Below are 22,300 nucleotides of genomic sequence, written 5' to 3' on the forward strand. Positions count from 1 at the left end.
ATAAGTTGCATCATACAATGTGTGTAACCAATATCAATACACATCTTGGTGGTGAGACAGTGAAAAATCAAGTAAGTGCAGTGAGTATTTTGTGGCTATTTTGCTGTACTTGCGTTTTATACGTAAGTCTTGAATTGTTGTCTTGATGCTGGATAGGTAGGCATAAAAAAGGCCCATCTTTCGATGAGCCTTTCATAAGGAGCTAGTCCTTATATAGTGGCGGAGGGGCAGGGATTCGAACCCTGGGAGCTTTGACACTCAACGGTTTTCAAGACCGCCGCTTTCGACCACTCAGCCACCCCTCCAGAAGAGGCGCAAATTATACATTTGTTTATATAACTGGCAACCCCTTTATTACAAAAAATTTAAACCTGGCTTTCTTTTGTTTCTTCCTCATTAATTTTTGTTGCTAGCGGCCCGCGAGGATCGTTGCTTGCGCGTCCAAGCGCGCGAGGCGAGCGCTTAATATCAGCGGCGAGAGCGGTATCTAGCGGCAACCCTTTAGTGATTTGGCTTTCTAGCGTGGTAATCGCTAAGTTAGCTACCGGCTTGGGGTTAGTTCTAGGGTCGTTATTGGCACGAACGTAAGTTGTTGCTTCGCTACTTTCCTTTGCGGTTGCAGTGGGCTCTGCTTTTGTTTCAGGCTCTTCAGCTTTTGGCGCAGGCTTTTCTTCCGGGGGCGTCGTTGCTTCAGGTTCCGGTGTTGAAGCTGTTTGCACCTCTTCTGTGGCCTTGGCTGCCGGCTCCTGCTCCTTTACCTTCTCCTTTGGCGTGGCAGCTAATGCTTCTTTTAATGCGGCCTCAGCTTGAGCGGCTGCGGGTGTCGCAACGGCATCTGCTGCTTTTTCTGGCGTTGATGCTTTTGGCTCCAGGTTTTTAGCTTCTTCTTTAGTCGCAGCAGTATCGACATGCGCTTTTTCTGCTTTGGCGGAAGCCTCAACAGGTTTTGTGGTGCTGTCGTCCTGCGTGGCAGTATTTTGATTATCGTTGCCAGCATTGTCGTTTGATGTTGTTTCTGCATCTTTGCGCTTGTTGCCATTACCGCGGCTGCGACGACGGCGCGCTGGGCGCTCAGTTTGGGCTTCATCGTTATTCGACTCGGCCGCCTTGGCTGGCGCTTTAGCTGCGGGCGCTTGCGTTGCCGTTTCTGTTTCTTGGGCTTCGCTGGCTGCCCCGCGCTGGCGTTCTTGCGTGCGGCCGCGTCGATTGCTTGGGCGCTTGGGTGGTTGGTTTTCGTTTTCGCTAGTGTTGCCTTCTGTGTTGTTTGTTTCGCTTGTTGCGCCCTCGTTGTTATCGCTACGGTTTTGTCCGCCACGGCGACGATTGCGGCGGTTTTTGTTTTGTGGGCGCTCGCGATCTTGCTGCTTCTCGGTGTCTTGATAAATGTTTTCGCCGCTGAGGTTATCAACAATTTCATCAGAATCGTTTTGGTTTTGACGGTGGTCGCGACGGTTGTTGTGTCGCTGGTTGCGATTACCGTTGCGCGAACGTCGCTGGTTATTGCCTCCGCGACGCTTTTGATGGCCGCGGTTTTCGCTGGCTTTTGGCGCTGGTTCTTCTGGCTTGCTTTTGAAAAACCCGATAACAAGCTCGAGCAGCTTGGCGATAAGCCCTGGTTCAGATTTTTCGCTACTGGCTTCCGGGGCTTTGTTGTCTGCTACGGTTGTTACTGGCGGCGGCGGTGAAACCTGAGATACCAGTGGTTTTGCTGGCACAAAGTTCTCGGCTTTTTTCTCTTCTTCGAGCTCACTGGCATGCGGGTCCGAGACTTCTATCTTGTAGCTTTGATCTGCGCCTTCAACCTCGTCATCGCGTAAGCGAGTGACTTCGTAGTGCGGTGTAACCATGTGCTCGTTTGGCAGAATGACTACGCGCGTAGAGTGGCGAGACTCGATATTGCTAATCGCGGTGCGCTTTTCGTTGAGTAGGTAGGTGGCAACCGGTACAGGTACAACCGTACGGATCTCAGCGCTGCGCTCTTTTTTAGCTTCCTCTTCCACAATGCGCAAAATAGAAAGTGCTAGTGAGCGGGTGCTGCGAATGGTGCCTTGGCCGGTACAGCGAGGGCACATTTTTGATGTGGTTTCTTCTAGTGATGGGCGCAAGCGTTGGCGAGACATTTCAAGCAAGCCAAAGCGAGAAATTTTGCCGATTTGCACGCGAGCTCTGTCCATGCCTAACGCATCGCGCATGCGGTTTTCTACTTCGCGGCGGTTGCGGTCGGGGTGCATATCGATAAAGTCGATTACGACTAGGCCACCAATATCGCGCAAGCGCATTTGGCGTGCGATTTCATCTGCCGCTTCTAGGTTGGTTGCGAGTGCAGTTTCTTCGATGTCGCCGCCCTTGGTTGCGCGCGCCGAGTTAATATCAATAGAGACCAGTGCTTCAGTCGGGTCAATAACAATCGAGCCGCCAGATGGGAGTTTAACCTCACGCTCAAAGGCGGTTTCGATTTGGCCTTCGATTTGGTAGCGGTTAAAAAGGGGGACTTCATCGTTGTAGTGTTTGATTTTGTGCTTTTCTTGCGGCATCACCTGCTGAACAAATTGCAGTGCTCGCGAGAACGACTCGTTGGTATCCACAATAACTTCGCCGATATCTGGGCGCAGGTAATCGCGAATGGCGCGAATGATAACGTTGCTTTCTTGGAATAAAAACTTGGGGGCACTGACGCCGCTAGAGGCATCAATAATGGACTGCCAAACGCGCACGAGGTAGTTGAAATCGTTTTGCAGGTCTATGGCGCTGCGCCCGACACCTGCGGTGCGTACAATAATGCTCATGCCTTTTGGCATATCCAAAGAGCTTAAGGCTTCTTTTAATTGTGAGCGATCTTCACCGTCGATACGGCGGGAAATGCCGCCGCCGCGTGGGTTGTTGGGCATTAAGACGAGGTAGCGGCCGGCCAGACTAATAAAGGTTGTTAGTGCGGCACCTTTGTTGCCGCGCTCTTCTTTGTCGACCTGAACAATAACTTCGGTGCCTTCTTTGACAAGGTCTTTGATGCGCCCGCGATCACTTTTGCCATCTTGTTTGACAAAGTATTCGCGCGAAATTTCTTTAAGGGGAAGGAAGCCGTGGCGCTCTGCGCCGTAATCGACAAAGGCAGCTTCTAGGCTGGGCTCTACGCGGGTAATTTTGCCCTTATAGATGTTGGATTTTTTTTGTTCGCGTTGTTGGTTTTCAATATCAAGATCGTATAGCCATTGTCCGTCGACAAGCGCCACGCGGACTTCTTCTGGCTGGCTGGCATTGATGAGCATTCTTTTCATTATTTGTGTTCTCTTTGCGTTTAGCAATTATGCAAAGCACAAGCCTAAAAAGTGCATACAGCCGATAGCGGCTTTAATGAGTGCTGCCAAATATGTGCGGCAAATAGATGTTCAGTTTGCTCGCCTTAAGGCCATTTACGGCTAGGCCTTGTGGTGCACTCATACAGTATCAAGTACTCAGGACGTCGCAGGTGAGCCTGCGGGTTTCCGTTGAGTGGCGTATGTGGCCACCCTTGCGACTTGTGTTTCAGTGGTTGAGTTTAGCTCAACCACTGCTGTTAATTCGTCTATCGTATCCTTGGCTTTTGAATGCCGTGAGCGCTGTACTTTTGGGCCTTTGCCGCAAAATGAAGCGTCTTCAGGGTCTTCGTTGCAATTGCGAAAGCGAAGGAATGGCGCATGGCGGTTAATGCTCGCTATGCTGCCAAAACTGCAAGCACATCGTAGGATGCGCGTTGGCTTTTTATCTATAGTTTAAGTTAGTTTTCAATTTGCTCATTTCGAGCGGGAGGTGGGCTTTTCGGCGGGATTTTAAGTTGCCAGGTAAACGCACCATCCCAGTTGCGCCTAATAAAGATTTATTAAAAGCGCTAATTATATCCGTGGTGCAGTCACTCAATCGGTCCGAACTAGGTGAGCGCTCGCTCGCTAGTAGGCATGCAGTAAATAAGCCTAGTGCGGTGTGACAGCTGCTGGAGTGTAGCACTTAGGTATGAGGCTTTCAAACATTCGGCAGTTATTAATTCGGGTGCTTTTATAGAGCTGCCCGAAGGGGGCGTGTAGAATTGCGCGTTTTATGCGCTAGGTTACGTCATGAGTGAAGTTAAGTTTATAGAAGTCCCTGAAGAGTACGAGGGCCAGCGCTTAGATAACTTTTTGCTAGCACGCCTAAAGGGTGTACCTAAATCGATGATTTATCGGGTCATTCGAAAAGGTGAGGTGCGAGTTAATAAAGGCCGTGCAAAACCTGATCGCAAGTTGTTGGGCGGGGATGTTGTTAGGGTGCCGCCCATTAAAACAAAGGAAGTTGAAGTTGTTACACCTTCGCAGGGGTTAATACAAACACTTAGCGATGCAGTTCTGTATGACGACAATGGCTTGCTGATTATTAACAAGCCTTCGGGGTTGGCCGTCCATGGCGGCAGTGGTATTAATGTTGGCTTGATCGAGGCTTTAAGGCAGGCGTATGGTGCGCCGTTTCTTGAGTTGGTGCACCGTTTGGATCGCGATACCTCGGGTTGCGTGATGGTAGCCAAAAAGCGCAGTGTACTAAAGCATTTGCAAGATGCCTTGCGACACAAAGGTGTGATTCAAAAGCATTATGTGGCGGTGGTTGTGGGTCGTTGGCCCAAACATATCGCGCGAGTAGATGCTCCGCTAAAGCGGTGTGAGTATCCCAACGGCGAGCGCATTGTGCGGGTTCATTCGGAAGGTAAGGCATCGGTTACCGAGTTTAAAGTGCTGCAGTATTTTGATGGTTTTACATTGGTTGCGGCTAAACCCTTAACCGGCAGGACCCATCAAATACGCGTGCATGCGCAGCATGTTGGTTGTTCGCTGGTAGGGGACGAAAAATACACGGCCCTCGAAGACAATAAACGTATGAAAGCAAAAGGCTTTAAGCGCTTATGCTTACATGCGCACGGTTTGCAGCTGCGTTTTGCTGATGGTGCGCCATTATCTGTGCGCGCGCCTCTGCCGGCAGAGTTATTACAGCCCTTGCAGGCTGCTGGCTTGGAGGCTTTAAATGCTGATCATTTTTGATTGGGATGGCACGGTAAGCGATTCGACGGCCAAAATTGTTCGCTGTGTGCAATCGGCAGCTAAAGACATGGCTTTGCCAGCTTTAGCACCTGAGGCCATAAGGGAAATTATTGGCTTGAGCTTAGTTAATGCTATGGCTCAGCTATACCCTCAATTAGATACGGCTGAGGTAGAAGCATTGGCTGCTGCCTATAGTCGCCATTACGTTGCCGACAATGAAACCCCCGGTTTTTACGAGGGTGCTTTAGAAGCGTTGGAGCAGTTGCATGATGAGGGCTTTTCGCTGGCGATTGCTACGGGTAAAAGCCGCAAAGGGTTGGACCGAGTATTGGCTCAGTTGGGGGTTGCGTCGCTGTTTTCGTTTTCGCGATGCGCAGACGAAACGGCTTCCAAGCCCGATCCGCTTATGCTTAACGAGATTTTAGCGGTCAGTAATCGCTGTCATAGCCGTGCTGTAATGGTTGGCGATACTGAGTTTGATATGGCGATGGCGAAAGCGATTGCCATGCCGCGTGTGGCGGTGAGTTATGGCGCTCACCATATTGACCGCTTAAAAGCTTACGAGCCTAAATTGTGCGTGGATAACCTAACGCTAATGCTGCCGTGGTTGTGTCAGCAAAGAGAGGTGCTGGGTTAGTTGATGCGCAATAATGGGTTTACCCCAAAGCGGCGCAAATACTCAGTAGTTCGAATTAAGGGTAAACCGATAAGCGCGCTAGGATCATCACTGGTAACGCGGGTAAGTAACATGCAGCCGGCGCCTTCACTTTTAAAGCTGCCTGCGCAGTCAATAGGGTTGTCTTTTTCGATATAGTGGGCGATTTCTTGTTCGCTAAGATCGCGAAAGGCGACCTCGGTGGTAATAACATCGCTGCACTGCTGCGAATTCATTTGAACGCATAGCGCGGTATAGAAACGTACCGTCTTACCAGATTGTTGTTTGAGTTGGGCAATGGCTTTTTCGCGGGTTCCGGGCTTGCCTAGCTGCGCACCGTCAAGCCAGGCCACTTGATCGCTACCAATAATAATACTATTAGTTTTTTCGTCGCTTGGTAGTTGTATGGCGATGGCGGCGGCTTTTGCTTTGGCAAGCCTGAGGGCTGTGGCTTTGGGTGATTCATCAGCAAGCGCTGCCTCGTCAATATTTGGCGCAATGCAGCGAGCCGTTATATTGAGGCTCTCGAGCAGTTTTTTACGATACTGCGATGATGAGGCGAGAATGATTTCGGGCATAGCGAGCGTTAACCGGCAATAGGATTTATAGCCAGTACGGCGTTAATAACGTGGCGCTGCCCGTCGCGGTAAACTTCCAATAATATTTCTTCGCCAGGGCGAGACTCTTTAACCTCTTGCATGCTGCGCAGGCCGCCGTTTAAGCCGTTGCTGACCTTCTGATTATTCACTTTCACGATAATGTCACCGGGTTGTAACCCTGCGATGTGGGCTGGCCCATTGCTGTAAACTCCCGTGACGAGCAGTCCGTGGGGAGATGGTAGTCGGTAGCGGCTAGCAATTTGCGGGGAAATGGGTTGCGCGGTGACACCTAGCCAGCCGCGCACAACGCGGCCAAATTCTATGATGTCGCTTAGGCTTTGCAGGGCGGTTTCTGCTGGGATAGCGAGGCCCACTCCATTAAGGTCGTTATCGCCAATGCGATCAAGCATGGCGGTATTGATGCCGACAAGGTTGCCGAAGGCATCAATTAGAGCGCCGCCGCTATTGCCAGGGTTGATGGCTGCGTCTGTTTGTATAAAGTTTTCGAAGGTATTGATGCCTAAACCATAGCGGCCCACGGCAGAAATAATACCTTGGGTTACGGTTTGGCCCATGCCAAAAGGGTTGCCAATGGCCAGTACAACATCACCCACTAACATGCCTTGCTCAGTCGAAATATTAATGGCTGTAAGCTGGTCTAACTCGATTTTAAGTACAGCAAGGTCGTTTTCTTTGTCGATACCTATAAGGTCAGCTTGAGCATCTCGGCCGTCTTGCAGTTGTACAACAATCTCATCGGCGCCTTGAATAACGTGATTATTGGTAAGCAGGTAGCCTGTCTCGGTCACAATGACGCCAGACCCCAACGCCGATTGCATTCTTTCTTGGCGTGATGTGTCTGCGTTATTGAAAAAGTGGCGAAACAACGGGTCGTCAAAGAGTGGGTGGCGTGCGCGCTTTAATTTTTTGCGGGTATAAATGTTAACCACCGCTGGCGCAGCTCTTTGTACGGCCTGCGCGTAGGAGGTGGGTTGCCCCCAGCTGTTACTAGGCGTAAACCCTCCGCTGCTGCGAGGGTTCATTTGCGGCATAACAACAAGGGCGATAAGGGCTGCTAGCAAGCCAATAACAAGCGGCCAGCGAGCGTAAAGAAATGCTTGATAAAGCACGGACTATTACGCTTTGGTAGACTTCGTTGCGGTGCGCACTTCAATGCTGTCGGTTTCTTCGCTCTCTTCTTTTAAGCCGAACTCTTCACTAAGTACGCCGCCTTCACCGGGTATTTTAGGGGCCCAGTCTTTGGGTGGGGTAAGGTCTGCAGGGTCAAGGTTTTCGAGTGCCGCGCCTTCGGTTAGAGGTTGCTCTTCATCGCCCTGGGCTAAAATCGCGCGGCTGATATCGGCGCTGGTTAGGTGTAGCGCGCCTTTAACTAAATGCTCTCGCAACTGTTGTTGTCGCTGCTGTGTTTCGGCGATAAGGCGCGAGGTATCAACAAAGTGTTGAGCAACATTCTGTTGATATTGATTGTACTCGTTTTGCAGGGTGTTATGCCTTGCTTCTAAATCCTTGGGCTGGCGAGCGCTGCTATATATGCGCATAGCTAATGCGCCTAGTCCCGCGCCAGCAATAAGGCAAATAATACTGGTAGCAATAAGCGCAGATGTAGAGATCACACTGAATTCCTCTCGAATTAACTAACGGGCGAATCATACAGTAAGTTATAAGCTGTTGCCGCATGATGTCTTCTTAGATTATGGGTTACCTTTGATAAAATGCCGAGCGTTAATTTAGGCTTGTTGGCTCCTTGGGGCCGAGCGGGTGTTGAAATGTCACGTACAATGCCGAGCTAAAATTTAGCAAAGTGTTTTTTAAGGAGTAGGTGTTGCAAACATTAGTACAGCTTAAGGCTGGCGAGTTAGCGGGAGAGAGCCGGTTAACGTTATCGGAAGATTTAAGTGAATTCCCGACAGAAATATATAATTTGGCCGAGTCTCTAGAGGTTTTAGATCTGTCGGGGAACCAGTTGTCATCGCTGCCGGATGATTTTCATCGGCTTAGGCATCTGAAGGTTTTGTTTCTATCGAATAACGTATTTGAGGTTTTCCCTTCTGTACTTGGTCGGTGTGAGCGTTTGGAGATGATTGGCTTTAAATCTAACCGCATAGTGTCTGTGCCGGAAGGGGCTTTGCCGCAGCAAACACGCTGGCTGATTTTAACGGACAACTGTATTACGGCGTTACCCGAAGGCATAGGTAGCCTTGTGCGGCTGCAAAAATTGATGCTTGCTGGCAACCAGCTGCAGCAATTACCCACCTCGATTAAGCGATGTAAAAACTTACAATTAGTCCGTATATCGGCTAACCGCTTGCAGCACTTCCCTGAGCAACTGCTAGAGCTGCCGCGCTTGGCTTGGTTGGCTTTCGCGGGAAACCCTTTTTGCCAAAGTACTGAACCGCCGCAGGAGTTGCCGGAGGTTGAGTTTGATGACTTGGTCTTAAGCGATGTTCTGGGGAGTGGTGCCTCTGGCGTAATTTCGCGCGCACACTGGAAAAAGAACCTGTTTAACTTTCCTGCAGGTGTTGCAGTGAAGTGTTTTAAATCCGGTGTCACCAGTGATGGCTATGTTCAGGACGAGTTGCGTGCCACCTTGTTGGCAGGGCAACATCACAACTTGGTGTCGCCGTTGGCGAGTATTGCAGGTAAAGGGTTGGTCATGCGTTTAATTCCGGGTGAATATACAAACCTGGCGGGGCCACCAAGTTTTGCTAGTTGTACTCGCGATCGATTCCCTGCTGAACTTAAATTACCGCTAGCGTTGGTTGTGTCGATGGTGGCTCAAATTGAATCGGTAGTTGAGCATTTGCATAGTCGAAACCTGTGCCATGGGGATATTTATGCCCACAATATGCTGTTGAGTGAAGGTTCTGGTCACGTGCTGTTTGGTGATTTTGGTGCTGCTTCGTTTTATGGGGGGCTAACGGATTCTGTTCGTGGAGGTATCCTGCGAATCGAGCGGCGAGCATTGGGCTTTTTTATTGAAGATCTGTTAACCGTATGCGATAACTCAGGCGTAGATGGTGAGCAATATTTGCAGCTGCAGCAAAAAGCTCGAGCATACCTAGCGTAGTCCTAGTCGCTAACTGAGCTGTTTTTTTTGTGTAGTGCGCGGTACTCGCTGGGTGACATCTCGGTAATGCGTTTGAAAAAGCGCTGAAAGGCAGATTTACTGTTAAAGCCTGCCATGTACAGGATGTCAGTGATTGATGTGTCGATATGTTCGGGTGATATTAGTAGACGTTGGGCCTCTTCCACGCGATAAGTGTTAATAAATTCAAAGAAGTTCTTGCCAAAATGCTGGTTTAGCACTGTTGATATGTCGCGTGTTGCGTGCCCTACATGCTCTGCAAATTGCTCTGCCGTTAGATTACTTTGAAGAAATAGCTTCTCGTTTTTCATGCAGGATTCAATGGTGTTCGCTAAAGAGTCTACTTTTAGCGGCGTAGTTTTTGCTGCGCTTTTGGGCTTGGCGGCAGTAAGGGCGCGGCCGAGTTGTTGTTGTGTTAGGGATACGCTGTAGCTAAATAAAGTAAGTAATAGGCCAAAAGCTAAATAGTTGCTCGCGATGCCCAAGATGTCGGCCATGCTACCGTTATCTAACCAAAGTTTGGTTAGGGTGTTGCCAAATAGCTGGCTGAAAAAGGTTAGCCCCCAGTATGCGGCGTAGCCGATGCACAAAAGGCTGAGCCAGTTTTTCCCCATTTCACTGTCGCTAGAGTAAAAGCTTTGCATTAGGTGTGAGGTCGATAATGCTATGGGAATACAGGCTAGGGCATAAACCGCTGGCAGCCCTTTCATTAGCAGCCACATATCGTGAATCAGCCGTTGATGTTGAGTTTGAGTAATACCTTTTAAGTCATCAAGCTGAATATTCAGCGCCAGCATAAGGGTGACAACCGCGATTGCCGGCACAAGGTGTATCAACTGTTTTCGGTTGAAGCTAAAGCCCGCTTGGGTAATAGCGGTAACATAAAGCAATAGCGATGGGCCTTTGAGTAGGTTTGCCAGGCAGGTAGTGACAACGATGGCTGCAGAAAAGGTATTCAATTTTGGTGCTATTTGCGCATTCCACATGAGTATAATGCAAGCAGAATGGGCCAATAAACAGCCAAAAAATACGGTTAAACAGTGATTGGCGCGCGCATTTTTAGTCGGCGAAACCGCCAGCATCACCAACATTAAAACCGCTGCAATAGCAGTAGTGATAACGATGAGGTCGTGTAGGTTGAATAGCGGGATTTTGAATGGGTCGCTCATCGTTTATGCAACGCTCTGATTCTAATGACTTTTTGGTATGCCCACTTTAAGTATTGCAGAAAGTGGGACGTTTAAAAAGCGGTTCCTTGAATTGATATATACCCGATGTTGGCGTTTTGCTAAAAGTGGTACGAACTAAACACCATTGCACATTAGTCTAGCCGACACAACGAATGATCAAGAGGTAGTTCTATGCAAGCACCTGCGGCAACAAAAATAAAGTACGATGCGCGTAAGCTGAATGCTGACGAACAGGCACTACTAAGGCAAATGGCTGTATCGCGAGTTATCTCTGGCGAGCCAGTGTCGCGAGTCACTAGGGCCTATGGCCTTGGCGATAAAACGCTCTACAAATGGCTGCGAACATATAAAGATGAGGGCGCTACAGCCTTGGCGCAGAGTGCTAAGCAGGGGCGTCGTCGGCAGTTATCCGAGTCGCAACTGGCCGAAGTGCTTGGCTGGATTATAGATCAGCCTGCCAAAATGTGGTCACGCGCTGAGCTTTTGCAACAAATCGAGAATACTTTCGAAGTTACCTGTAGCGCGACAACGCTTGGTCGATTGTTTGCGGCGTGTGGCTTAAGTGCTCCGAAGCATGAAGGCGTATACCAAAGTTATATCGCTGGCAGCTGGCAGCGTCAAGGGCGCTTAGATGTACAAGAGCTAGTTCGCCGCAAGCGTGCAGAGCGGTTAAGCCTTACGCGGGTTGTGGTGCAAAAGCCCGACGGCAGCGGTAGTTGGGCTGGCTGGGCTGCTTTTGGCGTGCGCGGAGGCATGATGTTATTAAAAGACGGCGACTTGCTATCGGCGTTGCGCGACATGAATGATCGCGCTTCAGTATCACAGGTTGTTATGATTGACATGCCTATTAGCGCTAATTCAGCCTGGTGCTCGCAATTAGCGGCACTTAAGAATATTACGTTAATTCAGTTGGACGGTGAGGCTGAGCCAGAGGTTGAGATGGAGCCAGCTTAGCGTGCAGCGGCTCAATCGAAAGACATAAAAAAACCCGAACGCAAGCGTTCGGGTTTTTTTATGTTTGGTACCAGAGGCCGGACTCGAACCGGCACGCTTTTAAGGGCGGGGGATTTTGAATCCCCTGTGTCTACCAATTTCACCACTCTGGCAGAGTGAGGCGCGCATTATAGCAACCGTTTTTAACTCGTCAACGTACTTTTTAAATTTTTATTCTTTGAGGGATCAACGAGTTGCGTTAGAGGCGCGTAAGCATAAAAAAGCAGCACAATTACCTTGATTTGGCACATAATGTCCTATTTGGGATGTACCTCTGTGCGAGTGCATTAGGTTTTGTTACACTCGCAGAGATAGTTTACGTTTTGCTGTTTGAGCGGCCTCGATCTTGTTGGACGTTTGCAGTGAGCTCACGACTTAATGGATTATGGTCGTGGGCGTTATAATGAGTTAACAACCGACGATTTTTGCAGTGTCGCTTTGACATTCTTCAAGCAGACAACCATAAATATAAACGCTATATGCAGACAATCAGCAAACAGGAATACAGAGTGAATACGACGGACTCAGTCAATGTTCAGTCCTTGTCAATGGTTCGAGAGGAGTTGCTTGCCACAATTGAGCAGGCAGGCCACGACCTTGAATCTTTCGTTTCAGACAAAGATGATGGCAAACCACTAGAGGCCTGCATTGCAGGCATTAAACAAATACTTGGCATTTTTCGATTGCTAGAGCTCAAAGGTGCAAGCCTATTAGCTGAAGAACTGTACCTGACGACAGCAACTATTAAGCCTGCAGAGGCAGCAACGGCCAGCGCTAAAAAGCTAGAGCAAATAAGCTCCGCGTTTGTGGTTATGGCGGCTTATGTCGAGTATGTTCAGCGGGCAGAGAAGCGTTTGCCTGTACTGTTGATTCCTCAAATTAACGAGCTGCGCAAACTGCGCAAAGAAGCTGTTCTACCAGAAAGCCACTTTTTCAAAATTACCTTCCGCGATGCTCCGGTGATACCTCCTGTCGAGCCAATTGTTGTTAGCGATGAAGAGTTTAAACCCCTGATGGCTCGCCTGCGCCATATGTATCAAATGGGTTTGATTGGCGTGTTGCGCGGTGATCAATCTATTCCTGCGCTTGGTTTGATGCGCCGAGCATTAATTCGGCTGCAGCGTTTGGGCGGTAGTGATAAGCCTCTAACATTGTTGTGGTGGTTAGGTAATTTAGCCATTGTGGCGGTAGTTAAGCAGAATATGGAGTTACTAGAATCTCGCAAAATGCTTTTTAGCCGATTGGATCGGGTGATTCGGCAAGTGCAGCAAAGCGGTAGCATTGCCTACCAAGCGGTGCCGCCCAAAGGCTTGGTTAAAGAGTTGCTGTATTTGTTGATGTTATCTGGTATCGATAGCGAAACCTTTAAAAAGCTGCGCGCACTCTATTCTATTCCTGACTTAGGTTATACAGACCAAGAACTTGCAGAGGAGCGCCAAATATTACAAGGCCCAAGTGCCAGCACGGTTGCCTCTTTGGTTAAGGTTCTGCAAGACGAAATCAACAATACCAAAAAGGTATTAGAGATTGCCTCTCAAGGTGCTTACAAGGTTGATGATGTTGAAGGTTTGGCTGAAACCCTCAGTAAAATCGCTGAAATTTTAAGCATTGTTGGGCTTAAGGGGCCGTCGACCATCCTTAAAAATGAAATTGTCCGGGTTCGTGCTTGGGCTGACAACGATGGCGAGATGAGCGAAGATGATTTAGATGAGGCCGCAAAAACGTTGCTATTCATCGAGAGTGCCACGCTTAGCTTAGAGTATGCCAAGTTGTCGAGCGACCGATTGGCTATGGCCAATGAGGTCGTTCAGCGCGAGGTTGTTGCGCTTAGTGAGCTCGCGCAAGCAGAAAGAATTGTACTTAAAGAATCCGAAGCTGGCTTGAGCTTATCTAAGCGTGCGCTCAACTCGTACTCTGAGTCTGACTACGACTCAGGCCATATTCGTAATATTGCCAAAACGTTAACGGGCGTTCGCGGCGGTATGATTTTGCTAGAGCACAAACGCGCAGCGGCAGCTTTGCAAAGTTGTGTCGATTTTGTCGATGAAGTTTTAATGCAGCCCGACTTGCCGGCAGCCTTAAAAGAGTTGTTAGAGACCTTCGCCGATGCCATTATCAGTATCGAGTATTACATTGATACGGCGGTGCACGGCAATCGTGCGGACGAGTCTGTGCTTAAATTAGCGGAAGATAGCCTTGCCGCGCTTGGCTTTGCATCAGCGCATACGGCTTAGCAGTTAGAGCTTTGGGCTTTGGCATCAAAGGATTATCAATATGCTTTTTGATGTTTGGTTAGTGGCATGTAACGGTCACTTTTTACCAAAAGAAAATGGTGATTACCGTCATACTGAACAGCCGCCTAATGCGGCTGTTTTTTTGCGTGTTGGAAACCTAAGTGGCGAGTCTTGGGGGGTTGCTGTTGTTGCACAGGCACCTCAGCAAGCGCTTATTTCGCTGCGCCAGTTAATGGCAGTCGTGGATGCCGATACTTTTGCGTTATTGTCGCGCGCTGCACAATTGGAACACTGGTGGTTGCATCATCAGTTTTGCGGTCGTTGCGGCAGCGCTACCGAGCAGCATACGGTTGACCTTGCTTTAGAGTGCACGGCTTGCCGTGCCTTATTTTACCCTCGCATATCGCCTTGTGTTATAGGGCTAATTGTTGATGGCTCTCGTTGCTTATTGGCTAAGCATGCTCGTTCAAAAAGTCAGCGTTATAGTTGTTTAGCGGGCTTCATAGAAGTTGGTGAGTCGGCAGAGCAGGCATTTATTCGCGAGGTGAAAGAGGAGGTTGATCTTGACGTTGCAAATTTACGTTACGTGACCAGCCAAAACTGGCCATATCCGTCGCAGCTGATGCTGGGTTATATTGCCGATTATGCTGGCGGCGATATTAGTGTTGATGGTGTTGAAATAGAGCATGCGGCTTGGTTCTCGATGGATAACTTGCCGGAGCTGCCGCCAGTAGGCACCATTTCTCGCCAACTGATTGATAGTTTTTTTCAATCGTCTGTTGAGTAACGAGTTAGCTCGACTTCTAGTTTATGCCAGTAAATGCTTAAGCGTATTTACGGTGGCTTTGTTAAGTTGTTTCTTTGTTGATATTTAAACGTGTATTTGGAGATTATCTGTTGGAATTTTTATTTGAATATGGGCTGTTTTTAGCAAAAGCGATTACGCTGGTGGTAGCGATAGCCGTGGTGATTGGTTTGATTGTCGCATCAAGCGTAAAGGGCGCTGCTAGCGACAAAGGGCAGATAGCCATTGCGCGCTTAAATGAGCGCTATGATTCTATGCGCGAGGCCTTGCAGCATGCTGTGTTATCTGAAAAGGCACTTAAACAATTAGAGAAAACAGAAAAAAAAGAAGCCAAGCAAAAAGAAAAAGCCGAAAAAAAGGGCGATGAAGTAGCACGCCGAAAGCGTGTGTATGTGCTGGATTTTGATGGTGATATTAAGGCGTCCGCAGCGGACGAGCTACGCGAAACCGTGACAGCGGTATTAACCATTGCCGAGCCGCAAGACGAGGTTGTCGTTAAGTTGGAAAGTGGCGGTGGTATGGTTCATAGCTACGGTTTGGCTTCTAGCCAATTGGCGCGTATTGCTGATAAGTCTATTCCATTAACCGTGTGTGTCGATAAGGTGGCGGCCAGTGGTGGTTATATGATGGCCTGTGTAGCCGATAAAATATTGGCCGCGCCATTTGCAATTATTGGCTCTATTGGTGTTGTTGCTCAAATTCCTAATTTTCACAAAGTGTTAAAAAAGCATGATGTCGACTATGAAATGCTAACGGCAGGTAAATACAAGCGCACGTTAACAATGCTTGGTGAAAATACGGATGAAGGCCGCAAAAAGTTTGTTGAAGACTTAGAAGATACGCATGTTCTGTTTAAAGATTTTGTATCTAGCCATCGCGAGCAAGTCGATGTGGAAGATGTGGCAACGGGTGAGATTTGGTTCGGTTCGCGTGCATTGGATAAAAAGCTTATTGATGCGATTAGTACATCAGATGAGTATTTGTATGGTTTGTCGGCTGAATCTGATTTATTCGAGGTTAGCTTTGAGCAAAAGAAAACACTGCCTGAAAAGTTAGGGCTTTCGGTGTCTGTTGCGGTAGAGAGCACCTTAACTAAAGTGTGGGGTAAGGTTAGTCAACGGTATTTTTCATAGCATATTGGATTTAAATGTAAGGGCATCTCTAAAAATAGTGATTGTTTTGTGAGAGCAAGGAGGCACCGCCCGGACGACTGAATGGATTCAGGAGGTAGAGCGACGCAGGAAGCCAAAGCCGAGAGCCGCAGTTTACGTGGTGTAAATCATTCAACGCATCCTTGCGCTTCACCCTTCGGGCAGCAAACTGTGCAAATTGGTCCTCCAATTTGTGAGGACTCGAGGACGGAGCTGACGCCGTTATCGCGGAAAAAGTGCATTTTTAGAGGTGTCCGGTAAGATAAAAATGGCCGCTATTAAGCGGCCATTTTTTTGTCTGCTATTGCTGCCACTTTAGCTCTTTAATCCAAAAGGCTGTGCCGCCAGTAACGGCGGCTGGCATGGCAAAGATATTGATAATGGGTACCATGCTGGCAATCATCACCATTCCACCAAAACCAGTACTGCTATATATATTGGCGCGCATGCGCTTGCGCATTGGGCCAAAATCGAGCTGGTTGTTATCGCAGGCGTAGTCAACATATTGAATAGCCATGCACCAAGATCCCCATAAGGCTGCAACCACGGGCACGAGGGGGCTTGTAATGCCAACAAGGCCTAGCAATATCAGCACGAAAAAGACAAAAATACCTCGCCCAATAAAATAGAATATTTTGCGTAATTCTCGGCCAATAACACGCGGTATCATCTGGCCGATGGGCTCGTCGGCCATTTTTTTACCTGTGACTAGCTCTTCGGTTTTTTGTGCTAGCAGACCATAAAAGGGGGCGGCCACAATATTGGTGATGGCATTAAATAGGTAGCCGTAGCACAGCAATAGTATCGCCCCGACCAATATCCACATTAACCATTTTAAAAAGTGCAAAAAGCTGGGAACCTTATCAAGCATCCATTCCATGCCACTATTAAAGTAGTGGAACATGGTTGCCGTAAGGGTAAAGAAAATAATCAGGTTAATGATTAAAGGTACGAGGATGTAAAGCCTTAGCTCTTTGCGCCACAGCAGGTTAACACCTTCTATATAGTAGTTGACACCAGTGGCAAGGTTGTTATTTGGCAACGTTTTTATCATGGGGTACTCCGTAAAATACGCTACAAAAAAGGCGTTAATACCTCTACGCTATCATTAAGTTCGTAGTGATATTAACGCCTTTATCTTGCGAGCGGTTAGCGCTTGAATTAATTGCCCGTGATCACTTTGCGCCTGCTGCATTTAAGGCTGCAAGGTAGTCGCTGCCCTGACGGTGGCCAGCAATAATCTGTGGCATTGTTTTGCCTGTAGGACCTACAGCGTTTATGTTGCGCCCTGCAGCTACAAAAAATTGTACGAAGGTTGCAAAGTTTTCCTGGTGCATGCCCCGGTAGGCAACCTCTATGCAGTGATAGTCAGCATCTATGCCAGCTGGTGCTTGTACATCTAGAAACGATTTGATGCGTTCGTCATCAAACGTTTCACCTAAGACTTTTTGTTTATCTTTTTTTAAGCTCATAATCTTCTCTCGTAAATACTCGCCGTTTGTGCGTTAAGCTTTGGTTATTAGCCGTTAAGCTTGTTGACCAGTAGTTCGTTCAATTGTTTGGGGTTTGCTTGGCCTTTGCTGGCCTTCATGCATTGTCCGACAAAAAATCCGAGCATTTTGGGGCGCTTATCGTCGGCAGCTGCACGGTAGTTATCAACTTGCTTTTGATTGTTGGCGAGCACTTCGTCAATAATCTTTTCGAGTGCGCCGCTATCGCTGACTTGCTTTAAGCCTTTAGCCTCGATAATAGTATCGGCATCACCTTCGCCGGCGGCCATCGCTTCAAATACGGTTTTAGCCATTTTACTGTTGATGGTGCCATCGTCGATGCGAACAGTGAGGCCGGCTAAAGCTTGTGCTGATACAGGACAGCTAGCAATGGTAATCTCTTCGCGATTTAGCAAAGCGGCAATTTCACCCATTACCCAGTTAGCGGCTAGTTTTGGTTGCGCGCCAGCGGCTACCGCAGCATCAAAATAAACTGCTGTTGCTACATCACTTGTTAGCACCTGTGCATCGTAATCGGATAACCCCATGTCTCGGGTGTAGCGTACGCGCTTATCTTCGGGTAGCTCGGGCATAGCCGCTTTTACTTCAGCTAAGAACTCATCACTAAGCTCTACTGGCAATAAATCGGGACAAGGGAAGTAGCGGTAATCGTTGGAGTCTTCTTTGCTGCGCATGGCGCGGGCTTTTTTAGTATCGCCATTGTAAAGCCGTGTTTCTTGACGAATTTCGCCGCCGCTTTCAAGCACGCTGATTTGACGCTCAACTTCTAGCTCGATGGCCTCTTCCATAAACTTAAATGAGTTAAGGTTTTTGGTTTCGGTTCGGGTGCCCAGTTTTTCTTCACCTTTAGGGCGAATGGAAATATTGACATCAAAACGCAAAGAGCCTTGCGACATTTCGCCGTCACAAATCCCTAGTGCCACTACTAAACCGTGCAGCTTCTTTGCAAAGGCAACGGCTTGGTCAGCATTGCGCATATCGGGTTCGGTAACAATTTCGATTAAGGGCGTGCCGGCGCGGTTAAGGTCGATACCGCTCATGCCGTGGAAATCTTCGTGTAGCGACTTCCCGGCGTCTTCCTCTAAGTGTGCGTGGTGAATGCGCACAGTGTGAGTGCTACCGTCGTCGAGCGCGATTTCCATTTTACCTGCGCCAACAATAGGGGCGTCTAGCTGTGTGGTTTGATAGCCCTTGGGTAGGTCGGGGTAGAAGTAGTTTTTGCGTTCAAAAACAGAGGTGCGGCCAATTTCAGCATCAATAGCTAAGCCAAACATTGCGGCGTACTTAAACGCTTGGCGGTTGGGTACTGGCAGTGTGCCGGGCATGGCTAAATCAATCGCGCAAGCTTGGGTGTTGGGCTCGGCGCCGAATTCGGTGCTAGAACCTGAAAATATTTTGGTTTTGGTGGCCAATTGAACGTGAATTTCAAGGCCGATAACGGTTTCCCATTCCATAGTGCTTTGCCTTATTCGTAGTTGGCCGGTGCCAGTGTATGGAAGTTAGTCGCTTGCTGGAATTGATGCGCAGCGCCTAGCATTTTTGCTTCGGCAAAATAATTGCCAATAATCTGCAAGCCCACGGGTTTTCCGTCGACTAAGCCGCAAGGCACGGACATACCGGGTAGGCCAGCAAGGTTGGTTGCAATGGTGTAGATGTCTTCAAGGTACATAGCTACAGGATCTGCACCTTTGCTGCCAAACTCAAAGGCCGGTGTTGGAGAAGTGGGGCCAATAATGAGATCGACATCGTTAAATGCAGCAACAAAATCTTGTTGTATTAAGCGGCGGGCTTTTTGTGCTTTGGCGAAGTAGGCGTCGTAATAGCCGGCGCTTAGAGCATAGGCACCGACCAATATGCGGCGCTTAACTTCGTCGCCAAAGGCTTCGCTGCGCGAGCGACAATAAAGGTCGTCTAAGTCTTGTGGATTTTCACAGCGGTAGCCGTAGCGCACGCCATCAAAACGGGACAAGTTTGCAGAGCATTCGGCCGGAGCAATCACATAGTAAGCCGGCACTGATAACCCAGTGTGCGGCAGCTTGATGGATTTGGTCGTTGCGCCCAGCTTTTCGAACTGTGCAATAGCTTCGCGTACACATTTTTCAGTTTCGGGGTTTAAGCCTTCACCGAAATACTCATCGGGAATACCAATGCGAAGGCCTGCGAGTGGTTGGTTCAGTAAACGGGTGTAATCATCTACCGGCTCGTTAACGCTGGTGGAGTCTTTGGCGTCGTAGCCAGACATAGTGCCAAGCAACAATGCAACATCTTCTGCGCTGCGAGCCATTAAGCCGGCTTGATCTAAGCTGCTAGCAAACGCGATCATGCCGTAGCGCGAGGCGCGGCCATAAGTGGGTTTAAGGCCTGTGATGCCGCACAGTGCGGCCGGTTGCCTAATAGACCCCCCAGTATCTGTTGCCGTGGCTGCTGGAGCCAAACGTGCTGCTACCGCAGCGGCAGAGCCACCTGATGACCCACCTGGTACGCAGTTAGTGGCCCAGGGGTTTTTAACGGGGCCGTAGTAGCTGGTTTCGTTGGAGGAGCCCATAGCGAACTCGTCCATGTTTGTTTTACCTAAACAAACAACGCCTTGCTGTTGGTAGTTGGCCACAATGGTTGCGTCGTAAGGGGATATAAAATTATCCAACATTTTCGAGCCGCAGCTTGTGCGCACGCCTTGCGTACAGAAAATATCTTTGTGCGCGATGGGTAAACCACACAGCGCGGGGGCATCGCCTTGTGCAATGCGGGCATCAGCGGCTTTGGCTTGGGCTAGGGCTTGTTCTTCAGTGACGGTAATAAAGCTATTTAGCTCGCCATCGTGGCTTTTTATTCTGTCGAGAAAAAATTGCGTAAGCTCGACACTGGATACAGCTTTGCTTTGCAGCTGCTTTACCAGTTGAGCAACAGTTTGGTTATGCATGCGGGTATCCGTTGTAAGTTAGTCGATGACTTTGGGGACAAGGTAAAGGCCATTTTCGGTGGCAGGCGCAATAGCTTGCATTTGTTCGCGCACATTGGGCTCGCTGACCTCATCGGCGCGTAAAATTTGTACGGCATCTAATGGGTGCGCCATAGGTTTTACGTCGTTGGTATCGGCGGCAGCTAGTTGGTCGACTAATGCCAAAACATTGCTAATGCTGGTGGCCACTTCGTCGGCTTTATCGTCGGCAATTTGCAAGCGCGCTAGCTTTGCCAGTTGTTGAATGTCTTCTCGGTTCACGAGGATCTCCGCTTACGGAATAAATAAAAAGGCATGGTGAGCCGCATTGGCGTAAAATGCTCGCCATTGCTGCCCTAACCGTTAAAACCTAACCGTTAAAAATAGGCGCGCTAAGTTACCACATTTGCGCCTTGCCCTAAATCCCTTGCGTTGCTAGAGTGCCATCCAACTTAAAAGGGGCTCAATAAAGCGGCTTTTTAATGTTGTTGTGCAGCCATATTGCTAAGAGTGCAATCACAATTGAATGTTTTTTGTGCAGTACTTTAGTGTTGCACTGAAGCGGCAAGTGATAAAGTTTCTTCATATATTCAAAAGTTTTAACACGAGCGCAAAACTAAGGCCTACTATATAAGCAGGCTGTCTATATTTTGTTCTTTGTGGTGGGTTGGCAAATAAGACAGTAAGGTCTTGATACGGCTTTTTGGATGTGAAGGCTTGCACACAACGCGGCGCAAATGGGTACCGCAAAAATTTATAGCGTGTCCGAGGTTGTATGTACGGGCGTTTGAGTAGATGCATGTCTAAAGGGCTGCATTGCGCACATTACAGTATTCTCAGTATATGAGACTTTCTTAAAAAGGTTTTCGTCCACATGTTTAAGCGTTTACGCGGGCTGTTTTCAAATGACCTATCCATCGATTTGGGTACGGCAAATACACTTATTTTTGTCCGCGAACGCGGCATTGTTTTAAATGAACCTTCTGTGGTTGCTATTCGCAACCACAATGGCCAAAAGCGCGTAGAGGCGGTAGGCATGGCTGCAAAACGCATGCTTGGCCGCACGCCCGGTAATATTATGGCTATCCGCCCCCTAAAAGATGGCGTTATTGCCGACTTCCAAGTGACCGAAAAAATGCTTCAGCACTTTATTAAAAAGGTCCACGAGCACGCTTGGTTGCAGCCTTCACCACGAGTATTGGTGTGCGTACCGTGTTTATCAACAGAAGTTGAAAAACGCGCAATTCGCGAGTCGGCCATTGGTGCTGGCGCGCGCGAAGTACACTTGATCGAAGAACCTATGGCTGCAGCAATAGGTGCCGGCTTAAATGTAGAAGAAGCAACGGGCTCGATGGTTGTTGATATTGGTGGCGGTACAACAGAGATCGCGATTATTTCACTTAATGGTGTTGTTCATTCTGATTCTGTACGCATTGGTGGTGACCGTTTTGATGAAGCCATCATTAATTTTGTGCGTCGTAAATACGGTAGCGTGATTGGTGAGGCAACGGCGGAGCGCATCAAAAAAGAAATTGGCTGCGCCTTTGCAGGTAGCGAAGTGCTCGAAATTGATGTTCGCGGCCGCAATCTTGCCGAAGGTGTACCGCGTAGCTTTACGTTAAACAGTGACGAGGTGCTAGAGTCTTTACAGGAGCCGTTGGCGGGAATTGTTCAAGCGGTTAAAAGCGCCTTAGAACAGTGCCCACCCGAATTGGCCAGTGATATTGCCGAAAGCGGCATCGTGATTACCGGCGGCGGCGCGCTATTGCGTAGCATTGATCATTTGTTGATGGAAGAAACTGGCTTGCCTGTAGTTATTGCTGAAGACCCGCTCACATGTGTGGCTCGCGGTGGCGGTAAAGCCATGGAACTTATGGACAGTCGAACTATCACCCTATCTTAAGAGTGGCGTAATTCGCGAATCCTGTTGATAAAAAACGCGAAAAGCCAATAACAGTCGCTAAGTGTGCTATTTTCGAGCACCTGAGCTATGGTGTTAATGATAATGAATGTTGTTAATACCTTCAGTCTTTGCCTTTTGGCGGCGAGGCTGGGATTTGTTAAGGCCTATTTCTAAGC

The 22,300-nt window shown here is 48.6% G+C and carries 18 protein-coding genes and 2 tRNA genes; 8 read left to right on the top strand and 12 right to left on the bottom strand.

Annotation, left to right across the window (positions count from 1 at the left end; translation table 11 throughout):
• Window positions 1–217: 217 nt before the first annotated feature.
• Window positions 218–305: transfer RNA gene (locus MARGE09_RS09510), tRNA-Ser, on the bottom strand.
• Window positions 306–365: 60 nt separating this feature from the next.
• Entirely contained in the window at window positions 366–3,275 is a 2,910-nt protein-coding gene (gene rne / locus MARGE09_RS09515) for a ribonuclease E (protein ID WP_236987097.1), read from the bottom strand.
• Window positions 3,276–4,088: 813 nt separating this feature from the next.
• Between rne and MARGE09_RS09520 the strand changes: the two genes are divergently transcribed.
• Complete coding sequence (locus tag MARGE09_RS09520; RefSeq protein WP_236987098.1) at window positions 4,089–5,039, top strand: RluA family pseudouridine synthase; 951 nt, start codon at window positions 4,089–4,091, stop codon at window positions 5,037–5,039.
• Complete coding sequence (locus tag MARGE09_RS09525; protein ID WP_236987099.1) at window positions 5,023–5,676, top strand: HAD family hydrolase; 654 nt, start codon at window positions 5,023–5,025, stop codon at window positions 5,674–5,676. Before MARGE09_RS09520 ends, MARGE09_RS09525 begins: the two co-directional genes overlap by 17 nt.
• Here MARGE09_RS09525 and MARGE09_RS09530 read toward each other — a convergent pair.
• From MARGE09_RS09530 to MARGE09_RS09540, 3 genes are read right to left on the bottom strand one after another with little or no spacing between them, the layout of a single operon-like run.
• Window positions 5,673–6,272: a Maf family protein gene (locus MARGE09_RS09530; RefSeq protein ID WP_236987100.1), complete on the bottom strand. Its 600-nt coding sequence runs from the start codon at window positions 6,270–6,272 to the stop codon at window positions 5,673–5,675. The two genes, MARGE09_RS09525 and MARGE09_RS09530, sit on opposite strands and share 4 nt — an antisense overlap.
• An 8-nt stretch (window positions 6,273–6,280) precedes the next feature.
• On the bottom strand, window positions 6,281–7,423 hold the full coding sequence (locus MARGE09_RS09535; protein WP_236987101.1) for a trypsin-like peptidase domain-containing protein: 1,143 nt from the start codon (window positions 7,421–7,423) through the stop codon (window positions 6,281–6,283).
• A 6-nt stretch (window positions 7,424–7,429) separates the two neighbouring features.
• Window positions 7,430–7,927: a Z-ring associated ZapG family protein gene (locus MARGE09_RS09540; RefSeq protein WP_236987102.1), complete on the bottom strand. Its 498-nt coding sequence runs from the start codon at window positions 7,925–7,927 to the stop codon at window positions 7,430–7,432.
• A gap of 209 nt (window positions 7,928–8,136) precedes the next feature.
• On the opposite strand from MARGE09_RS09540, the gene MARGE09_RS09545 reads away from it, so the two are divergent.
• Window positions 8,137–9,381 carry a leucine-rich repeat-containing protein kinase family protein gene (locus MARGE09_RS09545; protein ID WP_236987103.1) on the top strand — a complete coding sequence of 415 codons (1,245 nt, stop codon included), beginning with the start codon at window positions 8,137–8,139 and terminating at the stop codon, window positions 9,379–9,381.
• Window positions 9,382–9,383: 2 nt separating this feature from the next.
• On the opposite strand, the gene MARGE09_RS09550 is transcribed toward MARGE09_RS09545, so the two are convergent.
• A complete protein-coding gene (locus MARGE09_RS09550; RefSeq protein ID WP_236987104.1) occupies window positions 9,384–10,568 on the bottom strand; it encodes a helix-turn-helix domain-containing protein in 1,185 nt (394 codons plus the stop codon).
• A 192-nt stretch (window positions 10,569–10,760) separates the two neighbouring features.
• Between MARGE09_RS09550 and MARGE09_RS09555 the strand changes: the two genes are divergently transcribed.
• Complete coding sequence (locus tag MARGE09_RS09555; RefSeq protein ID WP_236987105.1) at window positions 10,761–11,543, top strand: helix-turn-helix domain-containing protein; 783 nt, start codon at window positions 10,761–10,763, stop codon at window positions 11,541–11,543.
• 65 nt (window positions 11,544–11,608) lie between these two features.
• Here the strand turns inward: MARGE09_RS09555 and MARGE09_RS09560 are convergent.
• Window positions 11,609–11,695: transfer RNA gene (locus MARGE09_RS09560), tRNA-Leu, on the bottom strand.
• A gap of 396 nt (window positions 11,696–12,091) precedes the next feature.
• Between MARGE09_RS09560 and MARGE09_RS09565 the strand changes: the two genes are divergently transcribed.
• The 3 genes from MARGE09_RS09565 to sohB all read left to right on the top strand — a co-directional run bounded on the left by MARGE09_RS09565 (window position 12,092) and on the right by sohB (window position 15,754).
• Window positions 12,092–13,816: a FimL-related protein gene (locus MARGE09_RS09565; protein ID WP_236987106.1), complete on the top strand. Its 1,725-nt coding sequence runs from the start codon at window positions 12,092–12,094 to the stop codon at window positions 13,814–13,816.
• 40 nt (window positions 13,817–13,856) lie between these two features.
• Window positions 13,857–14,603 carry an NAD(+) diphosphatase gene (gene nudC / locus MARGE09_RS09570; protein ID WP_236987107.1) on the top strand — a complete coding sequence of 249 codons (747 nt, stop codon included), beginning with the start codon at window positions 13,857–13,859 and terminating at the stop codon, window positions 14,601–14,603.
• A gap of 110 nt (window positions 14,604–14,713) precedes the next feature.
• Complete coding sequence (gene sohB, locus MARGE09_RS09575) at window positions 14,714–15,754, top strand: protease SohB (RefSeq protein ID WP_236987350.1); 1,041 nt, start codon at window positions 14,714–14,716, stop codon at window positions 15,752–15,754.
• Window positions 15,755–16,073: 319 nt separating this feature from the next.
• Here the strand turns inward: sohB and cysZ are convergent, their stop codons facing one another.
• The 5 genes from cysZ to gatC form a co-directional block, all read right to left on the bottom strand.
• Window positions 16,074–16,826 (bottom strand): sulfate transporter CysZ, encoded by a 753-nt coding sequence (gene cysZ / locus MARGE09_RS09580; RefSeq protein ID WP_236987108.1) that lies wholly within the window; start codon window positions 16,824–16,826, stop codon window positions 16,074–16,076.
• Between the two features lie 121 nt (window positions 16,827–16,947).
• A complete protein-coding gene (locus MARGE09_RS09585) occupies window positions 16,948–17,244 on the bottom strand; it encodes a PA4642 family protein (protein ID WP_236987109.1) in 297 nt (98 codons plus the stop codon).
• Window positions 17,245–17,291: 47 nt separating this feature from the next.
• Window positions 17,292–18,737, bottom strand: a complete 1,446-nt coding sequence (gatB, locus tag MARGE09_RS09590) for an Asp-tRNA(Asn)/Glu-tRNA(Gln) amidotransferase subunit GatB (protein ID WP_236987110.1) — start codon at window positions 18,735–18,737, stop codon at window positions 17,292–17,294.
• A gap of 11 nt (window positions 18,738–18,748) precedes the next feature.
• On the bottom strand, window positions 18,749–20,203 hold the full coding sequence (gatA, locus tag MARGE09_RS09595; RefSeq protein ID WP_236987111.1) for an Asp-tRNA(Asn)/Glu-tRNA(Gln) amidotransferase subunit GatA: 1,455 nt from the start codon (window positions 20,201–20,203) through the stop codon (window positions 18,749–18,751).
• A gap of 18 nt (window positions 20,204–20,221) precedes the next feature.
• Entirely contained in the window at window positions 20,222–20,503 is a 282-nt protein-coding gene (gatC, locus tag MARGE09_RS09600; RefSeq protein WP_236987112.1) for an Asp-tRNA(Asn)/Glu-tRNA(Gln) amidotransferase subunit GatC, read from the bottom strand.
• A 592-nt stretch (window positions 20,504–21,095) separates the two neighbouring features.
• On the opposite strand from gatC, the gene MARGE09_RS09605 reads away from it, so the two are divergent.
• Complete coding sequence (locus MARGE09_RS09605; protein ID WP_236987113.1) at window positions 21,096–22,124, top strand: rod shape-determining protein; 1,029 nt, start codon at window positions 21,096–21,098, stop codon at window positions 22,122–22,124.
• Window positions 22,125–22,300 lie beyond the last annotated feature (176 nt).

It is taken from the genome of Marinagarivorans cellulosilyticus, from assembly GCF_021655555.1.
Taxonomy (GTDB): domain Bacteria; phylum Pseudomonadota; class Gammaproteobacteria; order Pseudomonadales; family Cellvibrionaceae; genus Marinagarivorans; species Marinagarivorans cellulosilyticus.